The following is a 14,094-nucleotide window of genomic DNA, read 5'->3' as shown; positions in this document are numbered from 1 at the left end:
GCGTCTCTCCTCGCGATCTGCATCTTTTGTGGTGTCTCCTTGTTGGCTCGCGCTACATGTGCGTCCCTTTGAGGATCGCTTGTCAGCACCGCCGTGTCGTTCCTGCTGGCACCTATGCCCCGATTCCCGCCAGCGCCACTCCGACGGAACGCGGCTGCGGTGATAGTGATGCGGCGGCGGCGTCCGCACGCGTGTCGAGCATCGACGATCACTGCGTAAGGGTGGGTGTCGTCCGCCAAAGGCAAATCACGAGCCACATCGCGCTGACCTGCGGGCTGGCGAGGCACCTCGCCACAAAACCCGGGCTAACGCCGCTATGGAGCTTTCAAGCCGGATTGTCGTGGTGACGGGCTACGCCGATCTGCCTCGCGGACGACGGTAGAGCCCGAGAAGAACCCTGGTGGCTCGAGGACCACACCGAGTTCCGCAGAGTGCTCGGCAACGAGGTCGTCGGTGATATCAACGCCACCGATACGGTGACGCACAATCCGCTGGTGTGATTGGACGACAAGTTCCGCGAATACATCAGCGACCGACGGCGCGAACCACGCGCTGATGTGCCGACCGAACTCGCCGCGGCGACATATCCGGACGGTGCGACGCCAGACGTGGAGGAGGTCGTGAAGCTTGCGACGTTCCTCTTCGCCGCGGGTATGGAGACCACGACGAAGCTGCTCAGCACCGGCATGCGGGTGATGGGTGAGCGACCCGACATCCAGCAGGCGATTCGCGACAACCGCGCCCTCATTCCCAGCTTCCTCGAAGAAGCACTGCGAACGGAAAGTCCGGTGAAGAGCCACTTCCGGCTCGCCAGCCAGACGACGAGCATTGGGGGCGTGGATATCCGGCGGGCACGATCCTCATGATGCTCCCAGGGGCCAGCAATCGCGACCCGCGCAAGTTCGACGATCCCCACGAGTTTCAGCACGATCGCCGTAACGTGCGCGAGCACGTCGCCTTCGGGCGAGGTCCGCATTCGTGTCCTGGAGCGCCGCTGGCGCGGTCCGAGGCGCGAATCTCCTTCAATCGGATCCTGGATCGCATGGCCGACGTCCGCATCGACGATTCGGTGCACGGACCCACTGAAAACTGCATCTACACTTACGATCCCACCTTCATCATGCGTGGATTGTCCGCACTACACGTCGACTTCACTCCCGTGTGACATGCTTCGGATCCCGTGGGTTTCCCCGACCGGATCACTTGTCCGTGATTAGCGCAGCACGTTGGTGCGCGCTACTGACCACCACCCACGGGTGGCCGACGCAGGGTGCACTCCTCGCGGACTATGTCTTGAGGACCTTGCGGAGCTTGGAACCCGCTCCGGCGAGATGACCTCGGCTCATCGACCCATCACAGTGCTCGGCCGATGCCGCGCGCGGCGACGTGAAGAGCCCCTAACAGCCTCTGACGATCGCGTTTCAGGGAGGGCACCACCACCCCGATCGCCGCGACGACCGAATCGTCGGTCGACTGTACGACCGGCACTGCCAGCGAACACCCGCCCAGCGTCATCTCTTCGGTCGTCGTCGCCACCGCATCCCGGCGAACGCGCTCCAACTGTGCGCTCAGCACCGACGGCGACACGATCGTGTAGGGGGTGATCCGGGTCAACCGAGCGAGGACCCGCTGGACCACGTCGGCGGGGGCGTGAGCCAGCAGCACCTTGCCGACCCCGGTGCAGTGCATCGGCAGTCTGCTGCCGACGGTGCTGACGATGGGAACGGACGCCCGGCCCATCATCCGCTCCAGATAGAGCACTTCGTCACCCTCGCGTACCGCCAGATGCACGGTGGCCAGTGTGGCGGCGTAGATGTCATGCAGGAACGGCTCGGCTACTTGGCGCAATCTGCCCTCCACGGGTGCCAGCAGGCCGGCATCCCAGATCAGCCGGCCGATCACGTACCGGCCGTCGGTGCGTCGCTCCAGTGCACCGCCCGCCACCATCTCGGCCGCCAAGCGGTGCGCCGTCGGCACCGGGAGGCCGGCGCGGTGGGCGAGGTCGGTCAGCGCAAGGCTGCGGTGGCGGGCGTCGAAGGCGCCGACGATGTCGAGAAGCCGGGACGCGACCGTGGCGCCGGGTGTCGAGGTGTTTCCCGCCATCCTCTGACTCCTTTCACTGAGTGGAATACTAGTCTTTCGCCCGTCGTGCCGGCGTGGATACCGTTCGCACCATGACGACAGTGATCGGCAGCGACCCGGACAGCCTCCTGGTGAGCCAATCCGAGATCAGCGGAGAGATCGGCGCGATCGAGACGGCCTACCAGCGGGCCGGTACGGAAGAGAGCCAGCCGCGGCTGGACTATGCGCCGTACCGGAGCAGCCTGCTGCGTCATCCGACGAAGGATCTGCAGCGCGCCGACCCGGAGGGCATCGAGCTGCGGGCGCCGTGCTTCGGCGAGCGTGACGTGCATCCGCTCGAAGCCGACCTCACCATCCAGCACTCCGGCCAACCGATCGGCGAGCGGATGGTGGTGACCGGGCGGATCGTCGACGGTGACGGACGTCCCCTACGGCGCCAACTCGTGGAGATCTGGCAGGCCAACGCCGGCGGACGCTACATCCACAAGCGCGATCAGCATCCGTCGCCCCTGGACCCAAACTTCGCAGGGGTGGGCCGCTGTCTGACCGACGCTGACGGTTTCTACAGGTTCACGACGATCAAGCCCGGCCCGTATCCGTGGCGGAACCACCGCAACGCGTGGCGCCCCGCGCACATCCACTTCTCCTTGTTCGGAACCGACTTCACGCAGCGGATGATCACCCAGATGTACTTTCCGGGCGACCCGTTGTTCGCGTTGGACCCGATCTACCAGTCCATCACCGACCAGAAGGCGCGGGATCGTCTGGTTGCCACCTACAACCACGACGTCACCACCCACGAGTGGGCCACCGGCTACCGGTGGGACATCGTGCTCAGCGGCTCGGCACGCACTCCCGCGGACAACCCCGAGAACGGAAGTGAGCACTGATGAGCATGACGACTCCGGGCCAGACGGTCGGACCGTTCTTCGGCACTGCTCTTCCCTTCGACGGTGGGAGTCACCTGGTGCCGCCCGGTTCCGTCGGAGCCATTCAGCTCCACGGTGTCGTCACCGACGGCGACGGACGCCAAGTTCCGGACGCGCTACTGGAGATCTGGCAGGCCGACCGCGATGGAGTGATCCCCGAAGCCACCGGCTCACTGCACCGAGACGGCTGGACCTTCACCGGATGGGGCCGCGCCGCCACGAACGACGATGGGCGCTACAGCTTCTCGACCGTCATTCCCGGGGCCACCGCCCCGGGTGCGGCACCGTTCATCGGGGTGACGGTGTTCGCCCGTGGACTGCTGAACCGGCTCTTCACCCGTGCCTACGTGCCGGGCGACCATGTGAGCGGTGACGCGCTGCTGAACTCCCTGCCTGCAGACCGCAGACAGACCATGATTGCGACCAGGGATCATCTCGGTCTGCGTTTCGACGTCAGCCTGCAGGGAGCGAACGAGACAGTCTTCCTGCGATACCCGGGACACCGACGGTGACCGATCTGTTCTGGCCGGGTGACCATCTCGCCGGTGGCCTGATGAGCGACGCGACCTTCCTCGCGGCCATGGTGGCCGTTGAGCAGGCGTGGTTGGACGCCCTCGTCGAGGCCGGCATCGCGCCGCGGGATGCGCGCGCGAACCTGGCGGAAGTCGTCACCGACGGCGATGCCGAGACCATCGCCATCCGCGCCGACGTCGACGGAAGCCCCGTCAGCGCGCTGGTTGCGCTGATTCGGGAGCGCTCGAAGTCGTCGACTGCCCGCTGGCTGCACAGGGGACTGACCAGCCAGGACGTCGTCGACACCGCGCTGATGCTGTGTGGCCGGGACGTGCTGATCCGCATCGGCGAAGAATTCGGCACTCAAGTGCGGGTACTGAGCGAGATCGCCGAAAGACACCGCCACACACCGGCACTCGCCCGCACACTCACACAGGCCGCATTGCCGAGCACCCTCGGAGCCAAGATCGCGCGCTGGCTGATCGGCGTGCTCGATGCGGCCGAACCATTGACGGGACTAGTTCCGTCGCTGCCGGCGCAGGTCGGCGGAGCGGTGGGAACACTGGCGGCGGCCACCGAGTTGGCCGGGTCCGTCGACGGCGCCATCGCGCTCAGCGACGCCTTGGCCGCTTCTCTGCGGTTGGCTCCCGCCCCGCCCTGGCACACCACCCGGTCTGAGGTCACCCGGCTGGGGGATGCGCTGGTGAGCTGCTGCGATGCCTGGGGGCACATCGCCTCCGACGTCGCGACGGGCAGTCGGCCCGAGGTTGGCGAGTTGGCCGAGGGCAGTGGTGGAAACTCATCGACCATGCCGCACAAGAACAATCCCGTCCGCTCGGTGCTGATCCGGCGTGCCGCGCTCACTGCGGGAGCGCTGAGTGCGACCCTGCACGCCGCGGCGGCCACGAGCGTCGACGAACGCTCCGACGGCGCCTGGCATGCCGAGTGGGCCACCCTGCGAACGCTGGCCCGCCACGCGGTCGTCAGCGCTGCTCACACCTCTGAACTCGTCTCGGGGCTGCGGGTGAACGAGGACCGCGTCAGTGCCAATCTGGAGACTGCAGTAGGACTGCTGGCCGAACAACGATCCATGACCGAATTGACCGGGCGCGCAGCACTGTCCGACTACACCGGTGCTGCTGATCGCCTCATCGAATCTGCCTTGAGCAGGGCCCGCCGCTACTTGAAGGAGGCGTCATGATCGTTTCCCGTCTGAGCACCGTCGACTTCGGCGGAACCGACACCGGGCAACTTCTCCTGCTCGGTCCGTCTCTCGGCACCTCGTCGGCGACGCTGTGGAGCGGCACCGCTCAGAAGCTGACCGAGCACCTCCACGTCGTCGGGTGGGATCTGCCCGGCCACGGCCGTAGCGCAGTCGGCGAGCGGTTCACGATCGCTGAGCTGGCGACCGCGGTGCTGAAGCTGGCCGACGAACTCGGTGCCGAATCATTCTCCTACGCAGGGGATTCCATCGGCGGCTGCGTCGGTCTGCAACTGGCGCTGGACGCTCCGCAGCGGATGCGGTCGGTGACCGTTCTCTGTACGGGCGCGGTCATCGGCACGTCGGACGGCTGGCACGATCGTGCCGCGACGGTCCGCGCCAATGGCATTCAGACCGTGCTCGCCGGGGCGGGGCAGCGGTGGTTCGCGCCCGGCTTCGTCGAGCGTCAACCGGGTATCACTGCGGCGCTGCTGGACGCCCTGAGTCACACGGATCCGGAGTCCTACGCGCAGACCTGCGAGGCGCTGGCGGCCTTCGACGTCACCGACCGCTTGCGAGAGATCATCACGCCGGTGCTTGCCATCGCCGGCAGTGCTGACATCCCCACCCCGCCGGAATCGCTGCAGCGCATCGCCTCCGGGGTGGACGACGGCCGGCTCGTCGTGCTCGACGGTGTCGCACACCTTGCGCCCGCAGAGGCTCCCGACCGGGTGGCGAAGCTCATCGCGGAACACGTCGGCATCCCGCAGCCGGGATCCGGCACCACCACCGACGACGTGTACCGCGCGGGAATGGCAGTGCGACGCGAGGTGCTCGGTGACGCTCACGTCGACCGCGCCGTCGCGGGCACGACCGACCTCACCGCCGACTTTCAACGAATGATCACCCAGTACGCCTGGGGCACCATCTGGACGCGACCCGGTCTGGATCGCCGCAGTCGCTCCATGATCACACTGACTGCCCTGGTGGCCCGGGGGCACCACGAAGAGCTCGCCATGCACGTGCGCGCGGCGCGCCGCAACGGTCTGAGCAACGACGAGATCAAGGAGGTGCTCATGCAGACCGCCATCTACTGCGGCGTCCCCGACGCCAACACGGCGTTCCGCATCGCCTCGCGCGCGCTGTCCGAGATCGACGCCGGGAAGAGTGCCGGCGAAGACAACCTGGAGAACCTGACGGGAGCCGACTCGTGAGCCGCACCACCATCTACGCCACCGCTGCCGACGCGGTCACCGGGATCGGCGACGGCGCAACCATTCTGGTCGGCGGATTCGGCATGGCCGGAATGCCCACGACCCTCATCGACGCGCTGATCGACCAGGGGGCCACCGATCTGACGATCGTCAGCAACAACGCAGGCAATGGAGAGACGGGCCTGGCCGCACTGCTGGCCGCGGGCCGGGTCAGCCGAATCATCTGTTCGTTCCCCCGCCAGAGTGACTCCTACGTGTTCGACGCGCTCTACCGCGCGGGGAAGATCGACCTCGAGGTCGTTCCCCAGGGGAACCTGGCCGAACGAATGCGAGCGGCGGGCGCAGGCATCGGGGCCTTCTTCTGCCCGACCGGTTTCGGCACGGAACTCGCAGGGGACCGCGAGACCCGCACCATTGACGGGCGCAGCCATGTCCTGGAATATCCGATTCGCGGGGACGTGGCACTGATCGGCGCCCACCGGAGCGACCGGATGGGAAACCTGGTCTACCGCAAGACGGCCCGCAACTTTGGACCGGTGATGGCGACGGCGGCCGATCTGACCATCGTCGAAGTGTCCGGGGTCGTCGAGACCGGCGAAATCGACCCCGAAGTCGTCGTGACGCCGTCGATCTACGTGGACCGAGTGTTCGATCTCAGCGCAGCGAAGCGCGCTCTGTCGGAGGCATCATGACCATCGCGCTCACCGCTTCCCAGACCCTGGAGAACCTCGACCGAGAGCCTCTCGGACGTGACGAGATGGCGAAGGCCGTAGCTGCGGACATCCCGCACGGGTCGTTCGTCAATCTGGGTATCGGGCAGCCCACCAAAGTCTCGGACTACCTGGCGCCGGGCAGCGGTGTCGTGCTGCACACCGAAAACGGGATGCTCGGCATGGGTCCCGAGGCTCTCGGCGACGAGATCGATCCAGACCTGACGAATGCCGGCAAGATCCCGGTGACTGAATTACCCGGTGCGGCGTACTTCCACCACGCCGACTCCTTCGCGATGATGCGCGGCGGCCACCTCGACGTGTGCGTCCTCGGCGCCTTTCAGGTCTCCGAACATGGCGACCTGGCCAACTGGCACACCGGAGCGCCGGGTGCGATTCCCGCTGTGGGAGGAGCGATGGATCTCGCAATCGGCGCCAAGGACGTCTTCGTGATGATGTCCCTGTTTGCCAAGGACGGGACACCGAAACTCGTTCCGCTGTGCACGTATCCGCTCACCGGTCTGGCGTGTGTGAGTCGTGTCTACACGGAGTTAGGCACCTTTGCCGTCGGGCCGGCTGGCATCCGCGTCATCGACACCTACGGGATCAGCGTCGCCGAGTTGCGCGAACGAACTTCCGTAGAGCTCAGACGAATCGAGGACTAGCGGCTCTTGTTGCCCGACTCGTGGGCTCGGTGCCCACAGCAGCTACTGCTGGACCTCACGGACCCTTTCGCTCAGGGCGACCCCGAGTTCGTGATTGTTCTGCTCGGTGAAGTGAATTCCGTCGACGCCGTCGGTGGTGATGACCGAACCCGCGTTGAAGAAGGGGACCTTCACGAAGGAAGCGAGCGCATCGTAGGCGTCGGCCAGTTGAGCGGTCTTCTCCTGGGCGCCGTCGAAGACGAGTCTGAACCACGGGTGCGGCATGGGGGCCAACGGTGGCGGGGCGACGATGAGGACCTTGGGTGCCGGGTAGACGGTACCCACTCCGCCGCCGCTGGTGAGCACCTGTGTCACTAGAACCGACAGTCCCAAGGCGACGTCGAGTGGGGTGCGGTGGAAGTAGGCCTTGGTGTCGTTGGTGCCGAGCATGATGATGACCAGGTCGAGTGGCAGGTGGCTGGCCAGACACGCTGGTAGATGGGACGATCCGTTGAGTCGGGGGTCGGCGGGGTCGTCAGCTGTCGTGGTTCGGGCGCTCAGACCTTCCTCGATGACCGCGTAACCCTCGCCGAGTTGATCGGCGAGGACGCCGGTCCATCGCGTCTGTGACGCGTACCGCTCGGTGGGCATGCCATCGGCGACGGGCACCCAGCCCCAGGTGAGGGAGTCGCCGAAACAGAGGATCCGCTTGTCGCTCATGGACTTTCCTTCGTCGGTCGGGAGGGTTGACGTCCTCCAGGCTAGGCCTTACTCCGGACGGGCCCCAGGTGTGGCGCGGCGAGATCCGCCAATTTGGCGACAGCGTCGCCGACGTCGATCTCCGGGTCGAGTTGGGCCGCGCATCGCAACGACGTGACGAGGAGTTCGATGACCACTTCTACCATCGCGTCGGGATCGAAGGGGCGGTCGTTCTTCAACCAGTAGGTGGTGGCCTCATCGAGAGCGCCCGCGCACGAACGCAGCATCAATCGCATTGCCGGACGGGCGAGGTCGAGTTCGAGTAGCTGACAGGTCCATTCGATGGTGTGCCAACGTGACTGGTCGAAGATCTCCCATGCTTCAGGGTCGCCGCCGCTACCACCGAGGACCAATCGCAGTGCAAGGTCGTCGTGCTCGCTGAGGTATGCCAGATGGGCGCGCAACATCTCTCGGTACTGATTACCGGGGGAGCCGTCGCTGGGCGGTGGGGTGTTGGCGGCGTTCAGTCTGTTGGCCGCGTCGCGTAGCGCCTCGAGGTAGATGCCGCGCTTGCTTCCGAAATAGTGGAACAGCAGACCCTGGGCGACACCTGCGGTCTCGGTGATGTCGCTGGCCGCCACGTCGTCGAAGTGACGGGCGGAGAAGTGTTCGACAGCGGCGTCGAGAAGTTTGCGACGGGTCAGGTCTGCCTGCGCCTGTCGCTGACTGGTGGCTCGTGGCGTTTGTCGAGCCAGTTCGTGGTTGCTGGCAGTCACCGATAGATCGTGCGCCGGTGCAACGGGCGAGCGCAACTCATCGAAGGAGGCTCGTGGAGTCAAACTCATTGATGTAGACTCAACGAATGGCGATGTTGGCTACGACGAGTCCACCCATCAGAGGAGACTGCCCATGCCCGAAGTGAAGGCGTTCGTCATCGTGCAAATCGCGATCCACGACTGGGATGGCTACCGGCAGTACGGACTTGCCAGTCACCTGGAGATCTTCGACAAGTTCAGCGGGACGCTGGTCGGCGCGGATGACGACGTCGAAGTCGTAGAAGGTAGCTGGCCGTTCACGCGGACCGTGATCCTGGAGTTCCCGAGCAAGGAGCTCGCGCGGGCCTGGTACCGGTCCGCCGAATATCAGGCGGTAGTTGGGCTACGCCACGGCTCCGCGACGTCGAACCTGGTAATCGTATCCGGCTACCCCGGATGAGAGGTGGGGAAAGGTGCTCGGGAACCGACGTATCGCGGACTGCGAATGCTCCTGGGCCAAGACGGCTCCGCCGATGACCAACACGATGGGATAGGGCACCGATAGTCGACACGCCAGCGCCCCCAGTGCGGCAACGGCCAGCAGCAGTCCGGTGATCAGGACCTCGAGGTGGCTCACCTCGGCACCCTTCCCAGGAAGTGGCAACGGTGTCAACGGCCAACGATCGGATGCTCGTATCGTCGACCCGCTTGGTCCTCACAGCACATCGCATTCCTGGCTCCGACGCCAGTCGGGGAGGGTTCGAATCCCTGTGGCACCGCCACCAAGATCGTCCGGGCGCAGATGTAGCACGAGCGGTGTGGGTGCGCCTTGAGCCAGCTATCACGCGTGGCGGGCTGACGACGGAGTCGGCTTTCACGGAGCGGCGAATCCCGCTGTGGCGAGGACCTTTTGCCCGTCGGCGCTGGCGACGAGATCGACGAACTTCTGCGCGGTGGCTGTGTTCTTCGAATCCTTGAGCAGAGCGATCGGGTAGGTGTTCACGGCACCCTCGGACTCGGCGAACGGCACCGAGGTGACCTTGTTGCCCGCTCCTTCGGCGTCGGTGACGTACACCAGGCCGGCGTCGGCTTGGCCGGCGGTGATCTTTCCGAGGACGTCGGTGACAACAGCGGATTCTTCGCTCACCGGCGCCAGGGCGACTCCGGTGCTCTGCTCGACTGTCACGGTCGCCGAGCCGCAGGGAACTTGTGGGCGCGCACACCGCCACCTGAGTTCCAGGCTTGGCCAGGTCGGCAAAGGAGGCAATGTGTTTCGGGTTTCCTGGCGGCGTGACGATTGTCAGGGTGTTGCTGGCGAAGTTGACCGGCTCGCCGGTCACCAGGCCCGCGTCGGTCGCCTTGATCATGTTCTTCGTGTCGGCCGAGGCGAAGACGTCGGCGGGCGCGCCCTGGGTGAGCTGGGTGACCAAATCGGAGGACCTCGCGAAGCTGAAGGTCACCTTGGTGCCCGTGTAATCCTTCTCGAACTGCTCACCCAAGTCGGTGAATGTCGAATTGAGCGACGCAGCGGCGAACACCGTGATGCCGCCGGTGATGCTCGTCGACATCGACGGCGCACTGCTTGTCGGCGTCGAGGCGGACTCGGTCTGCGACGACGAGCAACCCGCGACGAGGGCAGCGGCGCTCAAGGCGGCACCGGCGATTCCTATGATGGATTCACGATGTTCCTCCAGGGTTTTCGACGCTGACCGGTCCGCGTATGCGGCAAAGCTAGCTCATCCGGGGATCATCTCCCATCGATCATCAGGTTCGTCTCGTCACTCGAGGTAAACCGAAGTCCGGCAGAAATCTCGTTGCCCGCGACGGGCCGCGATGACAGGGTGGCCTGCATGATTGTTGAATGCCAGTCGGACGGAAGCGCCGGGGATGCCGATTACGGTGATATAGGGGCGGACTACTCGAAGTACCGCCGACCTGAACCCGCGATCGCGGCCCTCATCCGCGAAGCGCTCGAGAGCGCGCGTTCGGTGGTCAACATCGGTGCTGGCGCCGGGTCGTGCGAGCCGACGGACAGGTTGGTCACCCCGGTCGAGCCAAGCCAGACGATGCGGAATCAAGGCCCGGCAGAGTTGCCGGTGGCCGTGAACGCCCGCGCCGAGGATCTTCCATTCGCCGACAACACGTTTGACGCTGCGCTAGCCACGTTCACGGTGCACCAATGGCGCGACCTGGAAACCGGTCTCGCCGAGGTGCGGCGGGTCACCACGGGTCCCATCGTGGTGTTGAGTTGCGAACCGCATGTGCTGACCAGATTCTGGTTGAACGACTACGCGCCCGAAGTCCTCGCTAGCGAAGCGCGTCGCTACCCGCCGGTGGATCTGTTGGCGACGCTGCTGGCACCACGCACCACGCACCACCATCACCAACGTCCCCATCCCGTTGCATTGCAGTGACGGCTTCGGCGAGGCCTACTACGGTCGTCCGGAGGCACTGCTCGATCCGGGCTCGCGAAAGGCCAACTCCGCGTGGAGCTTTGTCGGCCCGGACGTCCATGCGCGTTTCGAGGCAACCCTGGGAGCCGACCTCGTGTCGGGCGCCTGGGATCGCAGGTACGGCCATCTTCGGCAGCGAGCCACGTTCGACGGATCACTGAGGCTCGTCGTCGGCCATCCATGACGTCTCTGCAGTCGTCGAATGGCAATGCGATGGCCTGCCATCACCACCGCTCGGCGGCCATCGTCTGCAACGACGGCATGACGACCTTCTACGCCTCCTACCCACCGATCCCCGCAGACATCCTGGCCCTGATCGAGCAGGGGCGCGACGAGGAGGCCAACCCGTTGCTCGCGACGATGATCAAGGACGACACCAACGCTCGGTGGGGCCTGACGAACGGCGTTTGGGCCAATGGGGTCGCAAACTTCGCCGACCAGTGGCTCGTCAAGCAGGGTTGCGCCGAGCGGCGCGGTGGTCACCTCGCGGGAGCAGATCAACGCCTGGTCTCGTGCGCCGTGCGGCAGAGTTGCCGTCCGCCCTGAGCAGGCGGTCGACGCAGATCGACTCCGACGATGGGTCCGAGGCCAAATTAACAGGTGGACCCGTATGTTGCCGCCGCAGCGACCGGCCCGAAGGCTCGACGACACATGACTTCGCCAGGCAACTCGTGTCACGGATGGCCGACGACGAGTTTCAGCTATCCGTCGAAGGTGGGTTGTCGCCGGAAACGGCCGTACTTACCTTCCCAGACACCAGAAGCGAGAGCGCAAGGCAACCGGTTTCCCGATCCGCGTCACCACTGGTAGGGCAGGAACTTCCCGTTGAAGGTGACGACGATTCGATCACCTTGTGGGTCTTCGTGTTTGGCGAAGTCGACGGAGAAGTTGATCGCGCTCATGATTCCGTCGCCGAATTCTTCGTGGATCAGTTCCTTCAGGGCTTGCCCGTACACGTCGAGTGCTTCGTGGAAGCGATAGACGGTGGGGTCCGTGGCCAGGCCAGTGTCAGCGATCCGGTAGGGCTGGCGCTGAAGCGCATTGGTGACGTCGGCGTCGAGGTCGAGCTTCTCGGCGACAGCTTCAGCGGATCCCCGCGGTACTGGGTGCTTGCCGAGCAGGGCCGCGACCGTCCACACGAGGGGTTTGTCGATGTGGTCGGCGAGTTCCCGCCAGGTCAGCCCCTTCGTCACGCGGACTTCGTTGAGAATCTGTCCGGCTTCTACTTTGTCGATCCCTGTGCGGGACATGCGAGCTCCTGGAGTCATTGGTACAAGGATGGAGGCGTACCCGGCCGTCCGCAGGGGACCGGGTACGCCGACAATGCCGCTAGGTCTTCGCTGTGGCGGTGTAGGAACGTGCTCCGGTGCCGGCCAGTTCGCCTCCGTCGACGATCAGATACTCGTCGCGGATCGGTGATCCCCCGAAGTAGCTCTCGAGGATTTCTCGGGTGCCAGCGGCGTAGCGGGCTTGAGCCGATAGCGACGAGCCCGAGATGTGCGGGGTCATGCCCTGGTGCGGCATGCTCCGCCACGGGTGGTCCTTCGGCGCGGGCTGGGGGTACCAGACGTCGCCGGCGTATCCGGCGAGCTGACCGCTCTCCAAGGCACGGACCACCGCGTCACGGTCGACGATGAGAGCTCGGGCGGTATTGATGAGATAAGCACCACGCTTCATCGTCGAGATCAGCTTGTCGTCGAATAGTCCCCGGGTCTCCGGATGCAGCGGCGCGTTGATCGTGATCACGTCGAGGTGCGGAAGCATCTCCTGCACCGACTCGTGGTGGGTCAGATTCAGTTCGGCTTCGACCTCCGATGGCAGGCGGTGCTTGTCGTAGTAGTGCAGCCCGACGTCGAAGGGCGCGAGCCTGCGCAGGACGGCCAGACCGATGCGCCCCGAGGCCACTGTGCCGACCTGCATGCCTTCGAGGTCATAGGAGCGCTCCACACAGTCGGCGATGTTCCAGCCGCCGTCGAGCACCCACTGGTGAGACGGCAGGTAGTTGCGCACCTGAGAGAGAATCATCATCACGACGTGCTCGGCCACGCTGATGCTGTTGCAGAACGTCACCTCGGCGACGGTGATTCCCGCGTCGATGGCAGCGTCGAGATCCACGTGGTCCGAACCGATTCCGGCGGTGACCGCCAGCTTCAGCTTGGGTGCCCTGGCGATTCGCTCGGCGGTCAGATAAGCGGGCCAGAACGGCTGCGAGATGACGACCTCCGCATCGGCCAGGTGCTGATCGAAGACCGAGTCGTCCCCGTCCTTGTCCGAGGTGACGATCAGCTCGTGACCGAGGTCCTCCAAGTACTTGCGCAATCCGAGCTCACCGGAGACGCTGCCCAGCAACTCACCCGGCGTGAAGTCGATCGCCGACGGCGTGGGCAGGGTCTGCCCGTCGGGGTACTGCTCCAGTTTGGGCAAGCCATCCCGTGCATAGGTCTTGGGGTAGCCGCTGACGGGATCGTCGTAGAGAACGCACAAGATCTTGGCCATTGGTTCATTCCTTCTCTTGTTGTGTTGGTGAACTTGCTTCGAGGACGTGGTCGAGCTCGGAGGACCCGAGTCAGACGTTGAACAGCGCGGGGATCTTCAAGCCAACTGCACGAGTCCATAGCAGAAGGGCACCCCGACCCACAGCCAGCCGATCGTGCTGAGAAGAAGATTCCGCGACGAGGGTGTAGATCCATGAGATGCTGCTGCTGAACGGATTTCACTCACGGCGTTCTCCTTTAGGCCAGGGCGTCGGCGGTAGTTCCCGCCGTCGGGGAGACCCGTTCATCCCTCGACGGCTTTGGAGTCCTGATCAATTCGTTGCAGGCGACGGCCACCAGCAGCAGCGCGACCAGCAGCAGCGCGACCATGATCGTGAAGGTCCACGAGTAGACGCTGCC

The 14,094-nt window shown here is 65.2% G+C and carries 16 protein-coding genes and 2 pseudogenes; 10 read left to right on the top strand and 8 right to left on the bottom strand.

Going from position 1 to position 14,094, the window contains the following annotated elements; translation table 11 throughout:
* Positions 1-407 precede the first annotated feature (407 nt).
* A pseudogene (locus QOI01_RS16115) lies at positions 408-1,165 on the top strand (cytochrome P450); the annotation flags it as partial.
* 188 nt (positions 1,166-1,353) lie between these two features.
* Here the strand turns inward: QOI01_RS16115 and QOI01_RS16110 are convergent.
* A complete protein-coding gene (locus QOI01_RS16110; RefSeq protein ID WP_526382578.1) occupies positions 1,354-2,103 on the bottom strand; it encodes an IclR family transcriptional regulator in 750 nt (249 codons plus the stop codon).
* Between the two features lie 71 nt (positions 2,104-2,174).
* Between QOI01_RS16110 and pcaH the strand changes: the two genes are divergently transcribed.
* From pcaH to QOI01_RS16080, 6 genes are read left to right on the top strand one after another with little or no spacing between them, the layout of a single operon-like run.
* On the top strand, positions 2,175-2,972 hold the full coding sequence (pcaH, locus tag QOI01_RS16105) for a protocatechuate 3,4-dioxygenase subunit beta (RefSeq protein WP_526382576.1): 798 nt from the start codon (positions 2,175-2,177) through the stop codon (positions 2,970-2,972).
* A complete protein-coding gene (gene pcaG, locus QOI01_RS16100; RefSeq protein ID WP_526382574.1) occupies positions 2,972-3,523 on the top strand; it encodes a protocatechuate 3,4-dioxygenase subunit alpha in 552 nt (183 codons plus the stop codon). The genes pcaH and pcaG overlap by 1 nt, the downstream gene beginning before the upstream one ends.
* Positions 3,520-4,725 (top strand): lyase family protein, encoded by a 1,206-nt coding sequence (locus QOI01_RS16095; RefSeq protein WP_526382572.1) that lies wholly within the window; start codon positions 3,520-3,522, stop codon positions 4,723-4,725. The genes pcaG and QOI01_RS16095 overlap by 4 nt, the downstream gene beginning before the upstream one ends.
* Positions 4,722-5,939, top strand: coding sequence for a bifunctional 3-oxoadipate enol-lactonase/4-carboxymuconolactone decarboxylase PcaDC (pcaDC, locus tag QOI01_RS16090; RefSeq protein WP_526382570.1), 1,218 nt, complete (start codon positions 4,722-4,724; stop codon positions 5,937-5,939). Before QOI01_RS16095 ends, pcaDC begins: the two co-directional genes overlap by 4 nt.
* Positions 5,936-6,631 (top strand): 3-oxoacid CoA-transferase subunit A, encoded by a 696-nt coding sequence (locus tag QOI01_RS16085; protein ID WP_526382568.1) that lies wholly within the window; start codon positions 5,936-5,938, stop codon positions 6,629-6,631. The genes pcaDC and QOI01_RS16085 overlap by 4 nt, the downstream gene beginning before the upstream one ends.
* On the top strand, positions 6,628-7,314 hold the full coding sequence (locus QOI01_RS16080) for a 3-oxoacid CoA-transferase subunit B (RefSeq protein WP_526382566.1): 687 nt from the start codon (positions 6,628-6,630) through the stop codon (positions 7,312-7,314). The genes QOI01_RS16085 and QOI01_RS16080 overlap by 4 nt, the downstream gene beginning before the upstream one ends.
* A 42-nt stretch (positions 7,315-7,356) precedes the next feature.
* Here the strand turns inward: QOI01_RS16080 and QOI01_RS16075 are convergent, their stop codons facing one another.
* Together QOI01_RS16075 and QOI01_RS16070 are read right to left on the bottom strand one after the other, a co-directional pair.
* Positions 7,357-8,013, bottom strand: a complete 657-nt coding sequence (locus QOI01_RS16075; RefSeq protein ID WP_526382564.1) for an SGNH/GDSL hydrolase family protein — start codon at positions 8,011-8,013, stop codon at positions 7,357-7,359.
* A gap of 41 nt (positions 8,014-8,054) precedes the next feature.
* Complete coding sequence (locus QOI01_RS16070; protein WP_526382562.1) at positions 8,055-8,768, bottom strand: TetR/AcrR family transcriptional regulator; 714 nt, start codon at positions 8,766-8,768, stop codon at positions 8,055-8,057.
* A 133-nt stretch (positions 8,769-8,901) separates the two neighbouring features.
* On the opposite strand from QOI01_RS16070, the gene QOI01_RS16065 reads away from it, so the two are divergent.
* Complete coding sequence (locus QOI01_RS16065; protein WP_526382560.1) at positions 8,902-9,207, top strand: DUF1330 domain-containing protein; 306 nt, start codon at positions 8,902-8,904, stop codon at positions 9,205-9,207.
* On the opposite strand, the gene QOI01_RS16060 is transcribed toward QOI01_RS16065, so the two are convergent.
* A complete protein-coding gene (locus QOI01_RS16060; protein ID WP_526382558.1) occupies positions 9,151-9,420 on the bottom strand; it encodes a hypothetical protein in 270 nt (89 codons plus the stop codon). The two genes, QOI01_RS16065 and QOI01_RS16060, sit on opposite strands and share 57 nt — an antisense overlap.
* A 201-nt stretch (positions 9,421-9,621) precedes the next feature.
* A pseudogene (gene modA, locus QOI01_RS16055) lies at positions 9,622-10,315 on the bottom strand (molybdate ABC transporter substrate-binding protein).
* 282 nt (positions 10,316-10,597) lie between these two features.
* On the opposite strand from modA, the gene QOI01_RS16050 reads away from it, so the two are divergent.
* Together QOI01_RS16050 and QOI01_RS16045 are read left to right on the top strand one after the other, a co-directional pair.
* Positions 10,598-11,161 carry a class I SAM-dependent methyltransferase gene (locus QOI01_RS16050; protein WP_526382556.1) on the top strand — a complete coding sequence of 188 codons (564 nt, stop codon included), beginning with the start codon at positions 10,598-10,600 and terminating at the stop codon, positions 11,159-11,161.
* Between the two features lie 219 nt (positions 11,162-11,380).
* Positions 11,381-11,746 (top strand): hypothetical protein, encoded by a 366-nt coding sequence (locus QOI01_RS16045; protein ID WP_526382554.1) that lies wholly within the window; start codon positions 11,381-11,383, stop codon positions 11,744-11,746.
* 251 nt (positions 11,747-11,997) lie between these two features.
* Here the strand turns inward: QOI01_RS16045 and cynS are convergent, their stop codons facing one another.
* The 3 genes from cynS to QOI01_RS16030 form a co-directional block, all read right to left on the bottom strand.
* Positions 11,998-12,450, bottom strand: a complete 453-nt coding sequence (cynS, locus tag QOI01_RS16040; protein ID WP_526382553.1) for a cyanase — start codon at positions 12,448-12,450, stop codon at positions 11,998-12,000.
* Between the two features lie 79 nt (positions 12,451-12,529).
* On the bottom strand, positions 12,530-13,696 hold the full coding sequence (locus QOI01_RS16035; RefSeq protein ID WP_526382551.1) for an NAD-dependent formate dehydrogenase: 1,167 nt from the start codon (positions 13,694-13,696) through the stop codon (positions 12,530-12,532).
* Between the two features lie 96 nt (positions 13,697-13,792).
* A complete protein-coding gene (locus QOI01_RS16030) occupies positions 13,793-13,921 on the bottom strand; it encodes an MFS transporter small subunit (RefSeq protein WP_526382549.1) in 129 nt (42 codons plus the stop codon).
* Between the last annotated feature and the right edge of the window lie 173 nt (positions 13,922-14,094).

The sequence above is a fragment of the Mycobacterium sp. genome, from assembly GCF_032162605.1.
GTDB lineage: Bacteria > Actinomycetota > Actinomycetes > Mycobacteriales > Mycobacteriaceae > Mycobacterium.
Note: the sequence above shows the minus strand (reverse complement) of the source record. Positions and strands in the feature narration are given on the sequence as shown.

Excerpts from the sequence above, each read along its gene's own strand:
- QOI01_RS16110 (WP_526382578.1), bottom strand. The coding sequence starts at position 2,103 with ATGGCGGGAAACACCTCGACACCCGGCGCCACGGTCGCGTCCCGGCTT.
- pcaH (WP_526382576.1), top strand. The coding sequence starts at position 2,175 with ATGACGACAGTGATCGGCAGCGACCCGGACAGCCTCCTGGTGAGCCAA.
- pcaG (WP_526382574.1), top strand. The coding sequence starts at position 2,972 with ATGAGCATGACGACTCCGGGCCAGACGGTCGGACCGTTCTTCGGCACT.
- pcaDC (WP_526382570.1), top strand. The coding sequence starts at position 4,722 with ATGATCGTTTCCCGTCTGAGCACCGTCGACTTCGGCGGAACCGACACC.
- QOI01_RS16080 (WP_526382566.1), top strand. The coding sequence starts at position 6,628 with ATGACCATCGCGCTCACCGCTTCCCAGACCCTGGAGAACCTCGACCGA.
- QOI01_RS16075 (WP_526382564.1), bottom strand. The coding sequence starts at position 8,013 with ATGAGCGACAAGCGGATCCTCTGTTTCGGCGACTCCCTCACCTGGGGC.
- QOI01_RS16065 (WP_526382560.1), top strand. The coding sequence starts at position 8,902 with ATGCCCGAAGTGAAGGCGTTCGTCATCGTGCAAATCGCGATCCACGAC.
- QOI01_RS16050 (WP_526382556.1), top strand. The coding sequence starts at position 10,598 with ATGATTGTTGAATGCCAGTCGGACGGAAGCGCCGGGGATGCCGATTAC.
- QOI01_RS16045 (WP_526382554.1), top strand. The coding sequence starts at position 11,381 with ATGACGTCTCTGCAGTCGTCGAATGGCAATGCGATGGCCTGCCATCAC.
- cynS (WP_526382553.1), bottom strand. The coding sequence starts at position 12,450 with ATGTCCCGCACAGGGATCGACAAAGTAGAAGCCGGACAGATTCTCAAC.
- QOI01_RS16035 (WP_526382551.1), bottom strand. The coding sequence starts at position 13,696 with ATGGCCAAGATCTTGTGCGTTCTCTACGACGATCCCGTCAGCGGCTAC.